Source organism: Frigoribacterium sp. CFBP 8751 (genome assembly GCF_014841545.1).
Lineage (GTDB): Bacteria > Actinomycetota > Actinomycetes > Actinomycetales > Microbacteriaceae > Frigoribacterium.
Map to the genome: position 1 here is coordinate 103,441 of NZ_JACYUB010000004.1, position 15,452 is coordinate 118,892.

The following is a 15,452-nucleotide window of genomic DNA, read 5'->3' on the forward strand; positions in this document are numbered from 1 at the left end:
GCCCCGCCCCGCGCCTCCTGCCGGAGGTCGCACCACCGATGCGTCGTCGAACCACCCCGTCGCGTGGTTCGACGACGCAACGGTGGTGCGACCCCGTCGGAGAGCCGGCACCCCGTCGGAGAGCCGGCACCCCGTCGGGCAGGATGGACGGCATGCCCGCACCCACCGCGTCCCTGCCCATCGCTCTCGTCACCGGCGCCTCCGGCGGCATCGGCGCCGAGTTCGCCCGGCGGCTCGCGCCCGACCACGACGTGGTGATCGTGGCACGGAGCGGCGACCGCCTCGAGCAGGTGAGGGCCGAGCTCGTGGCGACCCGCGCCTCCGGGTCGTTCACGGCCGTGGTCGCCGACCTGTCGACGCCCGAGGGGGTCGAGACCGTGCTGGCCGCGGTCGGCGACCGCACGATCGACGTGCTGGTGAACAACGCCGGCGTCGGCTCGCACGGGGCGTTCGCCGAGTCCGACCCCGCCGCCGTCCAGGCGCAGCTGCACCTCAACTGCTCACAGGTGGTCGCGCTGACGCGCGCGCTGCTGCCCGGCATGGTGGCCCGCCGACGCGGCACGGTGGTCAACGTCGCGTCGACGGCGGCGTTCCAGCCGATCCCGACGATGGCGGTCTACGGGGCGACGAAGGCGTTCGTGCTCTCGTTCAGCGAGGCGCTGCACGCCGAGGTGCGCGGGTCGGGCGTCACCGTCACGGCCCTCTGCCCGGGGGCGACCGAGACCGGGTTCTTCGCCGCGACCGGCAGCGACTTCCTCACGAGCGGTCGCCAGACGCCCGAGCAGGTCGTCACCGTGGCACTGCGGGCCGTCCGCCGTCGCCGTGCCGTGGTGGTCAGCGGGCTCGGCAACGCGATCGGTGCCCAGGCGCACCGCTTCCTGCCCCGTCGACTCGTGACCGCGGCCTCGGCCCTGATCGTCCGCGAGCGCTAGGCGCCGGGCCCGGGTCGTCGGCCGCGCTTGGCCCGCACGGCGAAGGCGTCGAGGGCGACGAGCACGTCGGGCGCCTCGTACAGGCGTCCGCGGCGTGCCTCACCGATCGGCCGCACGATGCCGTCGTCGACGAGTCGTTCGATGCCGGCCCGGGCGTTGTTCGTCGCGACCCCGAGTTCGCGGGCGACCGACGGCACGTCGACGACGGGCTGGCGTTGCAGCACGTCGAGCAGACGTCGACCGACCGACCCCGCGCGGGCGGTCGTGAGTTCGTCCCACTGCAGGCGGAGCCGGGTCAGGTCGGTCACGAGCGAACGGCCGTTGTCGACCGCCTCGACGGTCGCGCGGGTGAAGGCGCGGACGATCGGCTCGACGTCGCCGTCGCGATACGCCCCGAGTGCGTCGAAGTACCCCGAGGCGTCCCGCAGGAGGCCGGCCGAGACCGGCACCGTCACCTGACGCATGACGCCCAGCCGTCTCAGCATCGAGTGGACGATCGCGCGACCCGTCCGGCCGTTGCCGTCGGGGAAGGGGTGGATGGTCTCGAACTGCGCGTGCGTCAGCGCGACGTGCACGAGGGCCGGCAGGTCGTCACGACGGGCGAAGGCGAGCACGTCGTCCATGGCTCGCGGCACCCTCTCGGCGCGGGGCGGCACGAAGTCCGCCGTGTGCGGGCTCGTTCCCGTGCCGCCGATCCACACCTGCTGATCGCGCCAGCGGCCCGTGTGATGCGGTTGCTCGTCGCCCAGGAGGGCCGCGTGCATCGCGACCACGGCAGCGTCGTCGAGGTCGTCGGCGAGGGCGACGGCGGCCTCCATCGCGTGCGCGTTGGCGATGACGAGCCGGGCGTTCGTCCCGGCCTTCCGGCCGAGGGCGGCGAGGGCGATGCCACGGGGCATGGCCGTGAGGTTCTCGATCTCGGAGCTCGACGCGCTCTCGCTCCGCAGCAGGATCGCCGCGAAAGGGGCGGTGAACGCGCCCACCTCGGCGTCGAAGCGGGCCAGCTCGGCGACGGCGTCCTCGCAGTCGACCACGAGGTCCGCGGGCAGGTTCGGCACGGCCGCCCCGGCGATGGCCGGGGTGACGGCGGCCTCGTACGGGCCGCGTGACCGCAGTCGAGCTCGGCGGGAGAGCGGGGCGTCCTCGTCGTCGTCCCAGGGGTGGCTCTCGTACTCGACCCGCGGCCACGAGGGCGGGGGAACCAGGGGCATGCCGCCCACCTTAGCCATGGTTAGCGGATCAAACGTCCTCTCGACGAACCAGGGCGGCGTCGCGCGCCGCCACGAGCAGGTCGGTGAGCACCGTGCCGGTCGCCCCGCGGTCCTCCGGGTGCCACTGGACGCACCACACCGGAGCCGTGTCGTGCTCGACGGCCTCGACCGTGCCGTCGTCGGCCCAGGCGACCGCGCGCAGCCCCTCGCCCAGGCGCCCCACCGCCTGGTGGTGCGAGCTGCGCACGACCAGCGACGTCGTGCCGAGCATCGTCGCGAGCGTGCTGCCGTCCTCGAGGCGGACCGGGTGGTCGACCATGCTGTCCGAGGCGTCGTCGGGGTTCACGTGGCCCGGGTGGTCGAGGTGCTGCACGAGGTCTCCGCCGAGGGCGACGTCGACCACCTGCATGCCGCGACAGATGCCGACCAGCGGCACCCGCGCCTCCACGGACCCGCGCACCACCTCGAACTGCACCCGGTCGGCGTCGGCGAAGGTCTGGCCGCGCCCCGGGTAGTCGACCGGCCCGCCGTAGTGGCTCGGGTCGACGTCCTCACCGCCGGTGACGAGCACCGCGTCGGCCTCGGCGAGGGCGGTGCGCACGTCGCCGAGCCGGTTCGCGGGCACCCGGCGCACCGCGAAGCCGACCTGTTCGGCGGCGGCGACCACCGAGGTCGACAACTCGTCGAGCTCGCGCGCGAACGCCGGGTCGTCGCGGGCCTCGTCGGTGACGTCGAGGACCAACAGGTTCAGGAGGCGCGGTGCGGCCGAGTCGCTCATCTCGCCATCCTGGCAGCGCGGCCCGCCCCCGTGCGCGACGCCTCGCTAGTCGGTGCCGTCGATCCCGCCGAGTCGTTCGAGCACGCCCGTGAGGATCGTGCCGGCCGCGTCGGGCAGCACGTGGTGGTTCATGTAGATCGCCTCGAGCCAGGGCAGCACCTCGTCGCGACCCCAGCCGACGGCGTCCCAGTCGATGCCGGGCAGGGCCTTCGTGAGGGGCTGGTCGGTCCGCGGATCGAGCCAGGCCTCCGCGATCGGCACGGCGTCGGACGACCCCTGGGGCGTCCAGCTCAGCGCGATGGGGTGGTCGTCGCCCTCGATGTGGTCGTGCTCGACGGCGCCCGAGCCGAGCCACGGCAGGGTGAGCAGCTCGCCCTCGATGTCGACCTCGATCAGGTCGAGCTTGCGGGGCTCCTCGACCTCGCAGACGTAGAGGTCGAAGCCGGCGTCGTGCCAGGCGGCGGCCTCGTCGACCTCGTCGAGCAGGTCGGGCATGCGGCGGTGCAGGTCGACGATCAGCCGGGTCGACCACTCGACGAGCACCCGCGTGTCGGCGACGCCGAAGGGGCTGAGGTCGCTGTCGTCGCCGTTCGCGAGGTGGAAGTGGTGCTCGACGTCGCCCGAGGGCGTGGTCTCGAGGTGCACCTGACCGGTCTCGTAGCCGACGTACAGCGCGGTGATCAGGTCGTCGTCGTCGTACTCGGCGTAGAGGTTCGGCTTGCCGAGCGCGGTCGGCAGCGGCGTCTGCGCGGCCGGGCGCTGGCCCAGGTCGAGCACGGCACGGAAATGGGTGGTGGGGAGCCTCAGGCTCATGTCGGTCACGGCGTGGGGTCCAATCGGTTGCTCACGCCAGGGTAGAGGACGCGGCCGCCCGTCCGCGGCCCGTCCACAGCGAAGGAGGTGCGCTCCGGGGCTTCCCGGAGCGCGCCTCCTCGTGTGGTCGCCTCGACGGCGTCGGTGCGGGGCGGTGTCGCTGCTACGCGGCGACGGGGCTGCGCTGGCCGACGACCGATCCGGCCTCGGCGGCCTCGGCCGACGCGTCGGCCCCGGCGGCCGCACCGCGGCGGACGAACTTCTTCAGCAGGACGAGCACGACGGCGCTGACCACCGTGCCGGACAGGATGGCGACGATCCACATGCCGAGCCCCGTGATCGCGAAGAACACGAAGAACCCGCCGTGGGGGGCCTGCGACGTGACGCCGGCGGCCATCGAGATGGCGCCGGTCACCGCGCCTCCGACCATGCTCGCGGGGATGACGCGCAGCGGGTCGGCCGCGGCGAAGGGGATCGCGCCCTCCGAGATGAACGAGGCGCCCAGCAGCCAGGCGGCCGTGCCGTTGGAGCGCTCGACCTGCGAGAAGCCCTTGCGGTAGAGCACGGTCGAGGCGAGGGCCATGGCCAGCGGCGGCACCATGCCGGCGCCCATCACGGCGGCCATGATCATCAGCGGAGCGGGGTTGTCGCTGATGGAGCCCGCCGACAGGCCGGCGACGGCGAACGAGTACGCGACCTTGTTGACCGGTCCACCGAGGTCGATGCACATCATGAGGCCGAGGATGACGCCGAGGACGATCGCCCCGGTGCCGCTGAGGCCGTTGAGGAAGTCGGTCAGGGCGACGGTCAGGGCGGCGATCGGGCCGCCGAGCACGAGCACGAGCAGGCCCGAGGCGAAGATCGACGCGAGCAGCGGGATGATCACGACGGGCATCAGGCCGCGCAGCCAGCGGGGCACGTTCGGCTTGCCGATCCAGTAGGCGGCGAAGCCGGCGAGCAGGCCACCGACGAGACCGCCGATGAAGCCGGCCCCCATGAAGACCGCGACGGCACCGGCGACGAAACCAGGGGCGATGCCGGGTCGATCGGCGATCGCATAGGCGATGTAACCGGCCAGGGCGGCGACGAGGAAGCCCATCGACAGGTTGCCGATCTGGAACGCGGCGGCACCGAGGAAGTAGATCAGGCCCTCGGGCGGCAGGTTCACGAGCGAGTAGTCGGTCAGCACGGTCGCGGCGTTGCCGGCGATCTCGTAGCCCGAGAGCAGGAAGCCCAGGGCGAGCAGCAGGCCGCCACCGGCGACGAACGGGATCATGTACGAGACGCCGGTCAGCAACCAGCGCTTGAGCGACGAGCCGAAGCCCTGCTTCTCGGTGGCGGAGCCCGCGGCGGTACCGGCGGCACCGGCCGTGCCGCCCACGCGGGCGGCGTTCGGGTCCTTGGCGGCGGCCAGCGCCTCCTTCACCATGGCGTCGGGAGCGTCGACGCCGCGCTTGACCGGTCCGCGGACGACGGGCTTGCCGGCGAAGCGGCCCTGGTCGCGCACGTCGACGTCGACGGCGAAGATCACGGCGTCGGCCTCGGCGATGACGGCCGGGTCGAGGGGGGTGACCGTGCCCGAGCCCTGCGGCTCGATCTGCAGGTCGGCACCGAGGCGCTTCGCGGCGGCGACGAGGGCGTCGGCGGCCATGAAGGTGTGGGCGATGCCGGTGGGGCAGGCGGTGACGCCGACCAGCTTCGGGCGACGCGCGCCGTCACCCGTGGCGTCGGCCGCGGACGAGGAGGCGCTGGTCGCGCCGGCCGCGGAGGTCGCGGTGGCGCCGCGCGTCTCGGCGACCTCGCCGCTGACCTCGTCGTCGACGAGCTGCACGATGTCGGCGGGCGTCTTCGCGGCGCGGAGGGCGGCGGTGAAGTCGTCGCGGATGAGGGCGCGGGCGAGGGTCGAGAGGACCGTCATGTGGTCGCCGTCGGCACCCTCGGGCACCGCGATCATGAAGACGATGTCGGCGTCGCCGTCAGGGGCGCCGAAGCCGACCGTGCGGGCGAGCCGCGAGAAGGCGAGGGTGGGTTCGGTGACCGAGGCCGACCGCGCGTGGGGGATCGCGATGCCGCCGGGGACGCCGGTGCCGACCGAGGCCTCACGCTTGATGGCGTCGTCGGCGAGCGAGTCGGCCGAGCCGGCGCGGCCCGAGGCCGCGACGCGCGCGGCCAGGGCGCGGATGACGTCGGTCGACGTGCCGCCCAGGTCTTCGTCGAGACCGACGAGGTCGGTGCTGATGAGGGATGACATGCTGTTCTGCTCCTTGGGGTTGGGCGACGCTGCTCAGAGGTGCCCGACGGCCGCGGGGGCCACCGGGACGACGTCGATGTCGTCAGGGAAGGTCTGGTCGAGGCGGGGGACGATGCTGCCGGGCAGGGCCGCGGCGGCGGCCCCGGACGCGACGGCCTGGGCGAGGCGGGCCGGGGCGGGGGCCCCGGCCGTCTCGGCGAGCAGGTAGCCGGACAGCGACGAGTCGCCGGCGCCCACCGTGCTCAGGGCGGTGATGACGGGGGCGGCGGCGAACCACGAGCCCTCGTCGTCGATCAACAGGGCGCCCGCGCTGCCGAGGGTGAGCAGCACGGTCTCGACGCCGAGTTCGCGCAGGCGTCGGGCTCCGGCGACGGCCGAGGCCGGGTCGGCCTCGTACGCCTCGGGGTCGCCGCCGACGATCTCGGCGAGCTCGTCGGCGTTGGGCTTGACGAGGTCGACGCCGACGCCCGACGCGATCAGCGCGGCGAAGGGCTCGCCCGACGAGTCGACCGCGATGCGCGGGGCGGCGTCACCGCAGGAGGCGCGCACGGCCCGGACGACGTCGGCCAGCCAGGTCGTCGGCAGGCCGGGCGGCAGCGAGCCCGCGAGCACCAGCCACGAGGCGAGGGCCGCGTGTTCGACGACGAGGGCGGTGAGTTCGTCCACGTGGGAGCCGAGGTCGGGGCCGAGCTCGTTGATCTTGGTGGTCGTGCCGTCGGGCTCGGTCAGGGTGACGTTGGCCCGGAGGCGCTGCCCGATCGGCAGGTTGACGGTCGGCACGCCCCGCTCGCGCAGGGCGACGAGGACCGGGTCGTCGAGGGAGCCGGGCAGCAGGGCCACGGTCTCGGCGCCCGACGCCGCGAGGGCCCGGGACACGTTGACGCCCTTGCCGCCGGGCTCGTCGGTCGTGCTGACCGAGCGCTGCACCGCACCCCGCTGCAGGGTGCCCGGCAGTTCGATCGTGCGGTCGAGCGAGGGGTTCGCGGTGACGGTGAGGATCATGCGGGTGCCTCCTGGCAGCGGTGCGGGGTCGAGCGGGGCCACGACGGGGCGGGGCGCGGGGGTCGAGGCGCTCATGCGACGATCACCTCGACGTCGGCGAGCTCGAGCGCCTCGCCCAGGTCGGGCGCGGGGAGCGCGTCGGTGACCACGGTGTCGATCTCGGCCAGGCGCGCGAACCGCACCAGCGCCTCCTCGCCGTGTTTGGTCTGGTCGACCACGGCGACGACGCGACGCCCGGCGCGGACGTAGGCCGACTTGACGGCGCCCTCGAACTCGTCGGGGGTCGACAGGCCGAAGCCGGCGCTGAGGCCGTTCGCGCCGACGAAGACGATGTCGGGTCGAAGAGCCTGGATCTGCTCGACCGTGCTCGTGCCGACGGCGGCGCTGGTCAGGCCGCGGACGCGTCCGCCGAGCAGGTGCAGGTCGACGTGGGGGCTGTGCTGCAGCAGCGCCGCGATCGGGACGGCGTTGGTGATGACGGTGAGGACGGTACCGGGTGTCGCCGGGGCCCAGCGGGCGAGCTCGGCGGCGACGGCGGCCGTGGTGGTGCCGGCGTCGAGGGCGATCGACCCCGTGAACGTCGGGGGCACGAGGTGCGCGGCGGCCTGGGCGACGGACGTCTTCTCGGGGCTGTGTCGGGTCTCGCGCTCGCTCAGGCTCAGCTCGCTGACGCTGGAGCGGCCGGCGGCGACGGCACCGCCGTGCACGCGCTGCAGCAGACCGGCCTGCTCGAGGGCGTCGAGGTCGCGGCGGACCGTCTCGGCCGTGACGTCGAGGCGCAGGGCGAGGTCGCTGACCGACACCCGACCGGCCGAGCGCAGGGCTTCGGCGATCGACTCGTGCCGTTCGGTGGCGTACATGCGACCTCCTCGTCGTCTCGCGGTGCTGCTGGTGCCGGTGCTGCTGGTGTCCGTTCGGCGGTGTTCCGTGCCGTGTGGGCCGACTGTACGTCGGTTCCACAGATAAAACAAGACAAAAGCAGAAAAACGAAGACGAACGCAGATCGATCAGGAGTCGACCGAGCCATGTCCGCAATGCGCACTCTTCCCGATCTGGCTAGTTCATCTAGCAATCCACCTGTCACAGTGATGGACGTACCGGTTCACGGCGGTACGGGCACCGACTTCACGGGCGGTGCCCGCAGTTCCAGCAGGTTCCTCAGGTGACGCAGGGTCGCCAGAAATGAGAAGAACATGAACACCAGCAGCGCCTCGCTCCAGGGCCTCGGCCACGAGCAACTCGTCTCCCTCGTCCGCGGAACGGTCGCTTCGGCCCGCCCCGCGACGACCCGCCCCACCACCGGTCGCGTCGACGCCGGTCTCTACCGTCGCGACCCCCGCGTGCCGGCCGTCCGCATCGAGACCTACCCCCGTCGCCGTCGGGCGCGTGTCGCGGCCGTCGCCCTCGCCGCCCCGATCTCGGCAGCCGTCTCGGCCGTCCCCCGGGTCGACGAGCCCACCTACGCCGACTTCCTCGTGGCCGCCCCGGCCCACGCGATGTCGGCCTGAAGCGGGCACGATGACGTTCGCACAGCGCATCCTCGCCGATCAGGTCGGCGACCACGTGTCCTACTTCGACACGGCACTCGACGACACCGACGACCTCGACTGAACGGCCCGACCATGACCTCCTCGCTTCCCTCGCTCGACACCCTCGTCCACCCCGACCTCCACGAGTACGTGGCCGACCGTTACCCCTTCGTGGCCGGCCTGGTGGACGACGACCAGATCTGACCGTCCCGGGCCACGGCCCGGTGCACGACTTCGGACGGGCTGACGCCCGGCCCGTCGACGGTGCGTACCAGCGGCCCGCAGCGCGGGACGCCGACGAGCACCCCACGACAGCCCCCTCGCCCCCGGCGAGGGGGCTCTCGCGTGTCCGGGGACGCGACCCGCGGGGGAGGCGGGTGGTCCTCGGGGCGGACGCCGCGCCTCCTCGGGCTTCGTAGCGTGGACGAGGTCGCACCCGTCGGGGCGACGGTGCGGCCACCCGGCCCGCGCCGACGACGAACCGAGGAGGCGCGGTGTCCGCCGTCGAGATCGTCCCGCGTCGCCGCCTGGGTCGCGCCGCCCGCGCGCGCGAGTCCCTGCTCGACCTGCTGGCCTTCGGCCGCGCCCAGGCCCTCTCGTGCGTGTTCGCCGTCGCGATCTTCGCCGGGCTCGCCGTGACCCGCGTGGTGGACGTGGGCATCCCGCGCTACGACGCCCTGCTGGTCTGGTGCCTGCTCGTGCAGGTCGCGCTCGTCGTGACGCGGCTCGAGACCCGGGACGAACTGCTCGTCATCTGCGTCTTCCACGTCCTGGGCCTCGGGCTCGAGGTGTTCAAGGTGGCGATCGGATCGTGGTCGTACCCGGAGCCCGGCGTGCTGCGCCTGGGAGACGTGCCGCTCTACAGCGGCTTCATGTACGCGGCGGTCGCGAGCTACATCTGCCAGGCGTGGCGCCGGCTCGACCTCCGCGTCGACCCCGTGCCGATGGTGGCGACCATGGCCGTCGCGGTCGGCTTCTACGTCAACTTCTTCACGAACCACTGGATCACCGACCTGCGCTGGGTGCTGCTCGGCGTCGCCGCGCTGCTGATCGCCCGGCGGTCGGTGACGTTCCGCGTGCGGGGCGTCGACCGCCGCATGCCGTTGCTCGTGTCGTTCGCCCTGATCGGGCTGTTCATCTGGGTCGCCGAGAACGCCGCGACCCTGCTCGGTGCCTGGACCTACGCCTCGCAGGCCGACGGCTGGAGCCTCGTGCACCCGAGCAAGATCGGCTCGTGGATGGTGCTCGTGATCTTCAGCTTCGTGCTCGTGCTGTGGCTGAAGCAGCGGAAGGGGCCGCGGCGAGCCTGACGGCGGGACGGTCGCACCGCCGTCGCCTCGTCGAACCACGCATTCGGGTGGTTCGACGACGCGGACGTGGTGCGTCATCGCCCACGGGTCGCGGTCAGGGGGCGGCGTGGCGCCCGACGCGCGTGGGGGCCGGGGTGGCCGGTGCGGCAGCAGCCGCCGCGGCGACGGGTACCGCGGCCGCAACGTCGGGTACCGCGGCGACGGGTACCGCGCCCGCGGCGTCGGCCACCCCCTGGGCCAGGGCGGCCGCCTGCGGGGCGCGACCCGACACGGCCGCCGCGACCGCCGCCTCCCGGGTCTCGTACATCGTCGGCAGGTCGTGACCGCCCTCGGCCGTCTCGTAGCTCTGCAGCTCGAGTTCGGCGAGCCGGGCGAACTCGGCCAGCTTCTCGGACGACACGCTCTTCGCCTTGCGGGGCCGCGTGTTGTGCAGGCAGAAGGTGCCGATCGCCTCGCCGGACGACGAGTGGATGGGGTGCCCGGCGTAGAAGTACCCGTGGTTGAGGTCGAGGTAGGGGTTGTCCTTGAACCGGTCGTCCTTGCGGGCGTCCTCGACGATCACGGGGGCGTCGGCCGCGACGGTCACGTCGCAGAACGTCAGCTCGCGCGGGATCGAGACCGGCAGCAGCTCGGTGTTGACCGCGTAGTAGAGCTTCTTGCCGTCGAGCAGCGAGACGACCGCGACGTCGACGCCGAACTCCTTCTCGGCTCGGCGGGCGAGGTCCTGCAGGGTGTCCGAGCCACCGCTGCTCGCGAGCTCGACCAGCTTCTCGGCTCCCGACCACTCGAAGGTCGGCTCGGGCAGGGCCCGACGCGGACGAGCAGGAGGCGCGGTGTCGGTCGGCGGGACGGACGCGGTTCCGGGGGCGGTCACGGATGTGCTCACGGGTGCAGGCGTCGGCATCGGCGCAGGCGTCGTGGCCGGTGTCGGCAGCGGTGCGGGTGCGGGTGCGGGTGCGGGTGCGGGTGCGGGTGCGGCTGCCGCGCGTGCCGCGACGGCCTGCTCGGCCTCGAGTCGGGCGACGGCCGCCCGTGCGGCCTCGAGCTGCGCGACGACCGGATCGACCGGGGCCGGTGCGGCCACCGAGGCCGCCAGACGGGCCACCTCGAGCTGGGCGGCGACCCGCTCGGGCACGACGGGCGCGACGGACGTGCGGCCGATGTGCTCGACGGTCTCGCCGCGGCGCACGACGTCGAGGGTCGGGGCCACCCGGTCGGCGACCACGGCGCCCCACTGCCGGTACATCGTCTCGCAGCCGTGCGGGCGACCGGGCTGCAGCTCTCCCGGGGGCAGCCGGAAGTACGAGGCCGACGGGTGCTGTGCGGCGATCCGCTCGGTGATCTCGTTCATGCGGGCGGCGTGCCGGTCCGCGACCGATCCGAACGGGTTGTCGAACCGCGTGACCGAGCGCACGGGCTGCACGCCGACCAGCATGATGCGGGCGGTCGGGTGGACGCGGCGGGTCAGGTCGGTGACGAGTGTCGTCACGTCACGCTGCCATCCCTCGAGCGGGGTGAGCATGACGGCGTCGTTGAGGCCGAGCATCACGACGACCGTGTCGTACAGGCTGAGGTCGTGGTCGCCGATCCACGAACGGGCGGAACCGGCGTTCATCATCTCGTCGCCGATGTAGTCGACCGAGCAGGCGCGACCGGTGCTCTTCGAGGTCTCCTTGGCGATCTGACCGGTGAGCGCCTGCTCGTGGCTCGTCACGCCGAAGCCATGGGTCGGACCCGTGCCGATCAGCAGCACGGTGTCGGGGTCGGGGGAGTCCGCCCGGTAGGTCGGCCGACCGCGCGGGGAGGGCACGTGGCGCGAGCGCGAGATCGTCCACAGGTAGAACAGGCGCATGGCAGGCCTCAGCCGCTCGTAGCTGCGCGTCGGGTGCGCGGGTGTGTCGACCGTCCTGGTCACGTGGTGCTCCTCGGGTGTCTCTCGGTGTGTCGTCCCCCCGTCCCAGGCTAGGCAGCGGGCGGGCACCGGGCTGCCCCCAGTGCGGGTCCGCGGTGGCCCCTCTTCTGGTCGCAGCCCCGTCGTTCCGGGGCGTCCACCCGAACCTGGACGCAGGAGGCGCGGGGCGAGCAGGCTGGTACGCGTGACTCCCGCAGACAGCACGTCCCCCGACGACGACCACGGTTCCGTCGCCACCGCCCTCGAGCTCGTGGCGGACGAGGTCGACGCCGCCGTCTCGGCGGTGCTCGACGCCGACGCCGGGAGCGACGACTCGTCCGACACGTCCGGGCAGCTCGACGCCTTCGCCGACCTCGTCGACGACGCCGAGCGCGTCTTCGTCCACGGCGCCGGTCGCTCGGGTCTCGCCCTGCGCATGACCGCGATGCGGCTGATGCACCTCGGTCTCGAGGTGCACGTCGTCGGCGAGGTGACGACTCCCGCGATCGCCGACGGAGACGTCCTGCTCACCGCGAGCGGCTCGGGCACGACGTCCGGCATCGTCGCCGCGGCCCGCACGGCCGTCGACGCCGGGGCCCGGGTGGCCGCGATCACCACCGCCGCCGACTCGCCGTTGGCCGACCTCGCCGAGGCCGTGCTCGTGGTCCCCGCCGCCGACAAGCAGGACCGCTCGGGAGCCGCCTCGTCGCAGTACGCCGGCGGGCTGTTCGAGCAGACCGTCGTGCTGCTCGGCGACGCCGTCTTCCACGCGCTGTGGAAGCGCTCGGGTGCCGATGCCGACGAGCTCTGGCCCCGCCACGCCAACCTCGAGTAGCCGCCCCGNATGCGGGCGATCTCGGGCACAGTGTCGGGGTGGACGAACTTCCCCTCCCTCCCCTGCTCCACATCGACTCCGTCGGCCACCAGACGCGTGAAGCCGCCGCGCTGCGTCGACGCGCAGCGCGGGGAGAACTCCTGCGTCTGGCGACCGGCACGTACGTCGCAGCCGACCTCTGGCAGGCGTCGACTCCTCGACGGCGTCACGTCCTCCGTGCGCTGGCCGTCGTCGATCGCCTCGACGCACGTGTCGTCGTCTCGCACCGGTCGGCGGCAGCCGTGCACGACGTCCCCGTCATCGGCGAGTGGCCCGAGCGGGTGCACGTCACCGACCCGGCTCGGAGGTCGACCCAGACGTCGACCGGAGTCGTCCGCCACGCAGCACCGCTCACACCCGAGGAGGCGCGGGTCGTCCGTTCCCTGCGGGTCACGTCCTCGGCGCGCACCGCAGTCGATCTCGCCCTGACGTCGTCCTTCCGCGACGGTGTCGCCGCTCTCGACGGTGTCCTGCACTCGCGATCGTCCACCCGTGACGAGTTGACGGCCGTTCTCGATGCCCGGCCGACGGCTCGCGGGCGAGTCGGTGCCCGGCGAGCGCTGTCCTTCGCCGACGCCGGAGCCGAGTCGGCGGGCGAGTCCTGGTGTCGAGTGCTCCTCCGTCAGCTCGGGGCCCCGCCGCCCGTGCTGCAGCAGGCATTCCCCTGGGCCGGAGGCCGCGACGTCGTCGACTTCTGGTGGCCCGAGTTCGGCATCGTGCTCGAGTTCGACGGCCTGTCGAAGTACACGCAGGCACGGTGGCTCAAGGGACAGACCCCGTCTCGGGTCGTGGTCGACGAGAAGATCCGTGAGGACCGCATCCGTGATCGGCCGGAGGTCCGGGGCTTCGGCCGGACGGTCTGGGACGAACTCGAGCACCCGGTGAAGCTCCGCGCCGAGCTCCTGCGCGTCGGCCTTCCGCTTCGCACCGCCTACTGAACGTCGCACCGCACAAACAGGCGGTGCGACGTTCAGTGGGCGGTGCGTCTCGAGCCGCGACGGCGCCCGGCGCCCGGCGCCCGGCGGGTGGCGAGCCCGCGTGACGTTTTACCCGCGCGAAACAATTCGTATACAAAACTGGGGCGTGCGGCAGGATTGTATGCAATCCACGCCGCACAGACCGATACCACCCGAGCATCGGAGGCCCGATGGCCCGCCCACCCCGCCCGACCCGCGCCGCGAGCGCCGGCGCGACCCGCGCCGCGAGCGCTCCGGCCGGCCGTCGCCGCCTGCGCCGAGCCCTCGCGCTCCCGGCCCTCGCCGCGGCCGCGACGCTCGCGCTGACGGCCTGCGTCCCGCAGCAGCCCGCCGGCACGAACCCGCCCGACAAGACCGACGTCACCACCGCCCCCATCGGCGACAAGACGATCGTCGAGGGTGGCGACCTGGTCATGGCGCTGTCGGCCGAGCCGGACGCCCTCGATCCCACCACGTCGTCGTCGCTCTACACGCGCTACGTCATGGAGACGGTGTGCCAGAAGCTGTACGACATCGACGCCGAGGGTGACCTCGTGCCGTTGCTGGCGACCGAGCTGCCGACGCTGTCGGACGGCGGGCTGACGGTCGACATCCCCGTGCGCACCGACGCCGTGTTCGCCGACGGGACCCCACTCGACGCCGAGGCCGTGGTCACCACGCTGCGCCGCCACCTCGACAAGCCCGACTCGTCGCGGGCCAGCGAGCTCGGCCCCGTCACCGGGGTCGAAGCCCTCGACGACGACACGGTGCGCCTGACCTACGAGCGCCCCTTCGCCCCGCTCACCGCGGCCCTCGCGGACCGGGCCGGCATGATCATGTCGCCGACGGCGCTCGAGGCCGAGGGTGACGACTTCGGTGACGCCCCGGTCTGCGTCGGCCCGTTCAAGTTCGTCGACCGCGTGCCGCAGACCTCGATCTCGGTCGAGCGCGACCCGCTCTACTACGACGCCGAGGACGTGCACCTCGACACGATCACGTACCGCATCATCACCGACGCGAGCATCCGGGCCGCGAACGTGCGGGCGGGTGACGTGCAGGTCGCCGACTCGATGTCGACGATGGACGTCGACTCCCTCATGGCCGACGACGGCCTGACGGTGCTGCAGGTCGGCTCGTTCGGCTACCAGGGCATCACGGTGAACATCGGCAACCAGGACGGCGTCGGAACCGACCCCGTGCAGATCGACACCCCTCTGGCGAGCGACGTGCGGGTCCGTCAGGCGCTGGCCATGTCGATCGACCGTGACGCGCTCGTCCAGAGCGTGTTCGGCGGGTGGAACGACACCGCCTGCTCGCCGATCCCGCCGACGAGTCCGTTCGCCACGGACGCCAGCGACGCCTGCCCGGGCTACGACCCCGAGGGGGCGAAGCGCCTCCTCGACGAGGCGGGCGTGGCCACGCCCTACGACATCGAGATCCAGGCCAGCAACAACGCCGACACGTTGCGGCTCGCCCAGGCGTTGCAGGCCCAGGTGGCGGACGGCGGGTTCCGCCTGTCGATCACCCCGGTCGAGTACTCGACCCTGCTCGACGTGCAGTCGCGTGGCGACTTCGACGCGCTGCAGCTCGGCTGGTCCGGTCGCGTCGACCCGAACGGCAACATGGTGAACTTCCTGCGCACCGGCGGCGGCAACAACTACTCGGGCTACAGCAACCCCCGGGTCGACGAGCTGCTCGCCGACGCCGCCGCGTCCATCGACGTCGACGAGCGTGCCGCGCTCTACGGCGAGGCCGTGACGCAGGTGCAAGAGGACGAACCGCTCATCTACCTGTACCGCACCCGCAGCCTGACCGCGCTGACGAACGAGGTCGCCGGGGTGTCCACCTACGCCGACGGCGTCGTGCGCCTCAGCAACGCCGCCTTCGTCGAGGGGGAGTGACCCG

At 73.0% G+C, this 15,452-nt stretch carries 12 protein-coding genes; 5 read left to right on the plus strand and 7 right to left on the minus strand.

Annotation, left to right across the window (positions count from 1 at the left end; all coding sequences use genetic code 11):
* The first annotated feature begins 152 nt into the window (after nucleotides 1-152).
* Nucleotides 153-932 (plus strand): SDR family NAD(P)-dependent oxidoreductase, encoded by a 780-nt coding sequence (locus IFT88_RS11720; RefSeq protein WP_192120756.1) that lies wholly within the window; start codon nucleotides 153-155, stop codon nucleotides 930-932.
* Here the strand turns inward: IFT88_RS11720 and IFT88_RS11725 are convergent.
* The 6 genes from IFT88_RS11725 to IFT88_RS11750 form a co-directional block, all read right to left on the minus strand.
* Nucleotides 929-2,143 (minus strand): Fic family protein, encoded by a 1,215-nt coding sequence (locus tag IFT88_RS11725; RefSeq protein WP_192120758.1) that lies wholly within the window; start codon nucleotides 2,141-2,143, stop codon nucleotides 929-931. The genes IFT88_RS11720 and IFT88_RS11725 overlap by 4 nt on opposite strands.
* 28 nt (nucleotides 2,144-2,171) lie before the next feature.
* Entirely contained in the window at nucleotides 2,172-2,921 is a 750-nt protein-coding gene (locus tag IFT88_RS11730; protein ID WP_192120759.1) for a gamma-glutamyl-gamma-aminobutyrate hydrolase family protein, read from the minus strand.
* Between the two features lie 45 nt (nucleotides 2,922-2,966).
* Entirely contained in the window at nucleotides 2,967-3,743 is a 777-nt protein-coding gene (locus IFT88_RS11735; protein WP_056225044.1) for a hypothetical protein, read from the minus strand.
* A gap of 154 nt (nucleotides 3,744-3,897) precedes the next feature.
* Nucleotides 3,898-5,985 (minus strand): PTS fructose transporter subunit IIABC, encoded by a 2,088-nt coding sequence (locus IFT88_RS11740; protein ID WP_137847826.1) that lies wholly within the window; start codon nucleotides 5,983-5,985, stop codon nucleotides 3,898-3,900.
* 33 nt (nucleotides 5,986-6,018) lie between these two features.
* Entirely contained in the window at nucleotides 6,019-6,987 is a 969-nt protein-coding gene (locus IFT88_RS11745; RefSeq protein WP_192120974.1) for a 1-phosphofructokinase family hexose kinase, read from the minus strand.
* Between the two features lie 71 nt (nucleotides 6,988-7,058).
* Entirely contained in the window at nucleotides 7,059-7,847 is a 789-nt protein-coding gene (locus IFT88_RS11750) for a DeoR/GlpR family DNA-binding transcription regulator (protein WP_043595999.1), read from the minus strand.
* Nucleotides 7,848-8,180: 333 nt separating this feature from the next.
* Between IFT88_RS11750 and IFT88_RS11755 the strand changes: the two genes are divergently transcribed.
* Nucleotides 8,181-8,495 (plus strand): hypothetical protein, encoded by a 315-nt coding sequence (locus tag IFT88_RS11755; RefSeq protein WP_043596001.1) that lies wholly within the window; start codon nucleotides 8,181-8,183, stop codon nucleotides 8,493-8,495.
* 515 nt (nucleotides 8,496-9,010) lie between these two features.
* On the plus strand, nucleotides 9,011-9,826 hold the full coding sequence (locus tag IFT88_RS11760; protein WP_192120761.1) for a DUF817 family protein: 816 nt from the start codon (nucleotides 9,011-9,013) through the stop codon (nucleotides 9,824-9,826).
* Between the two features lie 94 nt (nucleotides 9,827-9,920).
* Here the strand turns inward: IFT88_RS11760 and IFT88_RS17665 are convergent, their stop codons facing one another.
* Nucleotides 9,921-11,741, minus strand: a complete 1,821-nt coding sequence (locus IFT88_RS17665; RefSeq protein ID WP_192120771.1) for a GAF domain-containing protein — start codon at nucleotides 11,739-11,741, stop codon at nucleotides 9,921-9,923.
* 181 nt (nucleotides 11,742-11,922) lie between these two features.
* Between IFT88_RS17665 and hxlB the strand changes: the two genes are divergently transcribed.
* Both hxlB and IFT88_RS11780 read left to right on the plus strand, forming a co-directional pair.
* Nucleotides 11,923-12,552 (plus strand): 6-phospho-3-hexuloisomerase, encoded by a 630-nt coding sequence (gene hxlB / locus IFT88_RS11770; RefSeq protein ID WP_043596854.1) that lies wholly within the window; start codon nucleotides 11,923-11,925, stop codon nucleotides 12,550-12,552.
* 1,186 nt (nucleotides 12,553-13,738) lie between these two features.
* Nucleotides 13,739-15,448 carry an ABC transporter substrate-binding protein gene (locus tag IFT88_RS11780; RefSeq protein ID WP_192120775.1) on the plus strand — a complete coding sequence of 570 codons (1,710 nt, stop codon included), beginning with the start codon at nucleotides 13,739-13,741 and terminating at the stop codon, nucleotides 15,446-15,448.
* The last annotated feature ends 4 nt before the right edge of the window (nucleotides 15,449-15,452 follow it).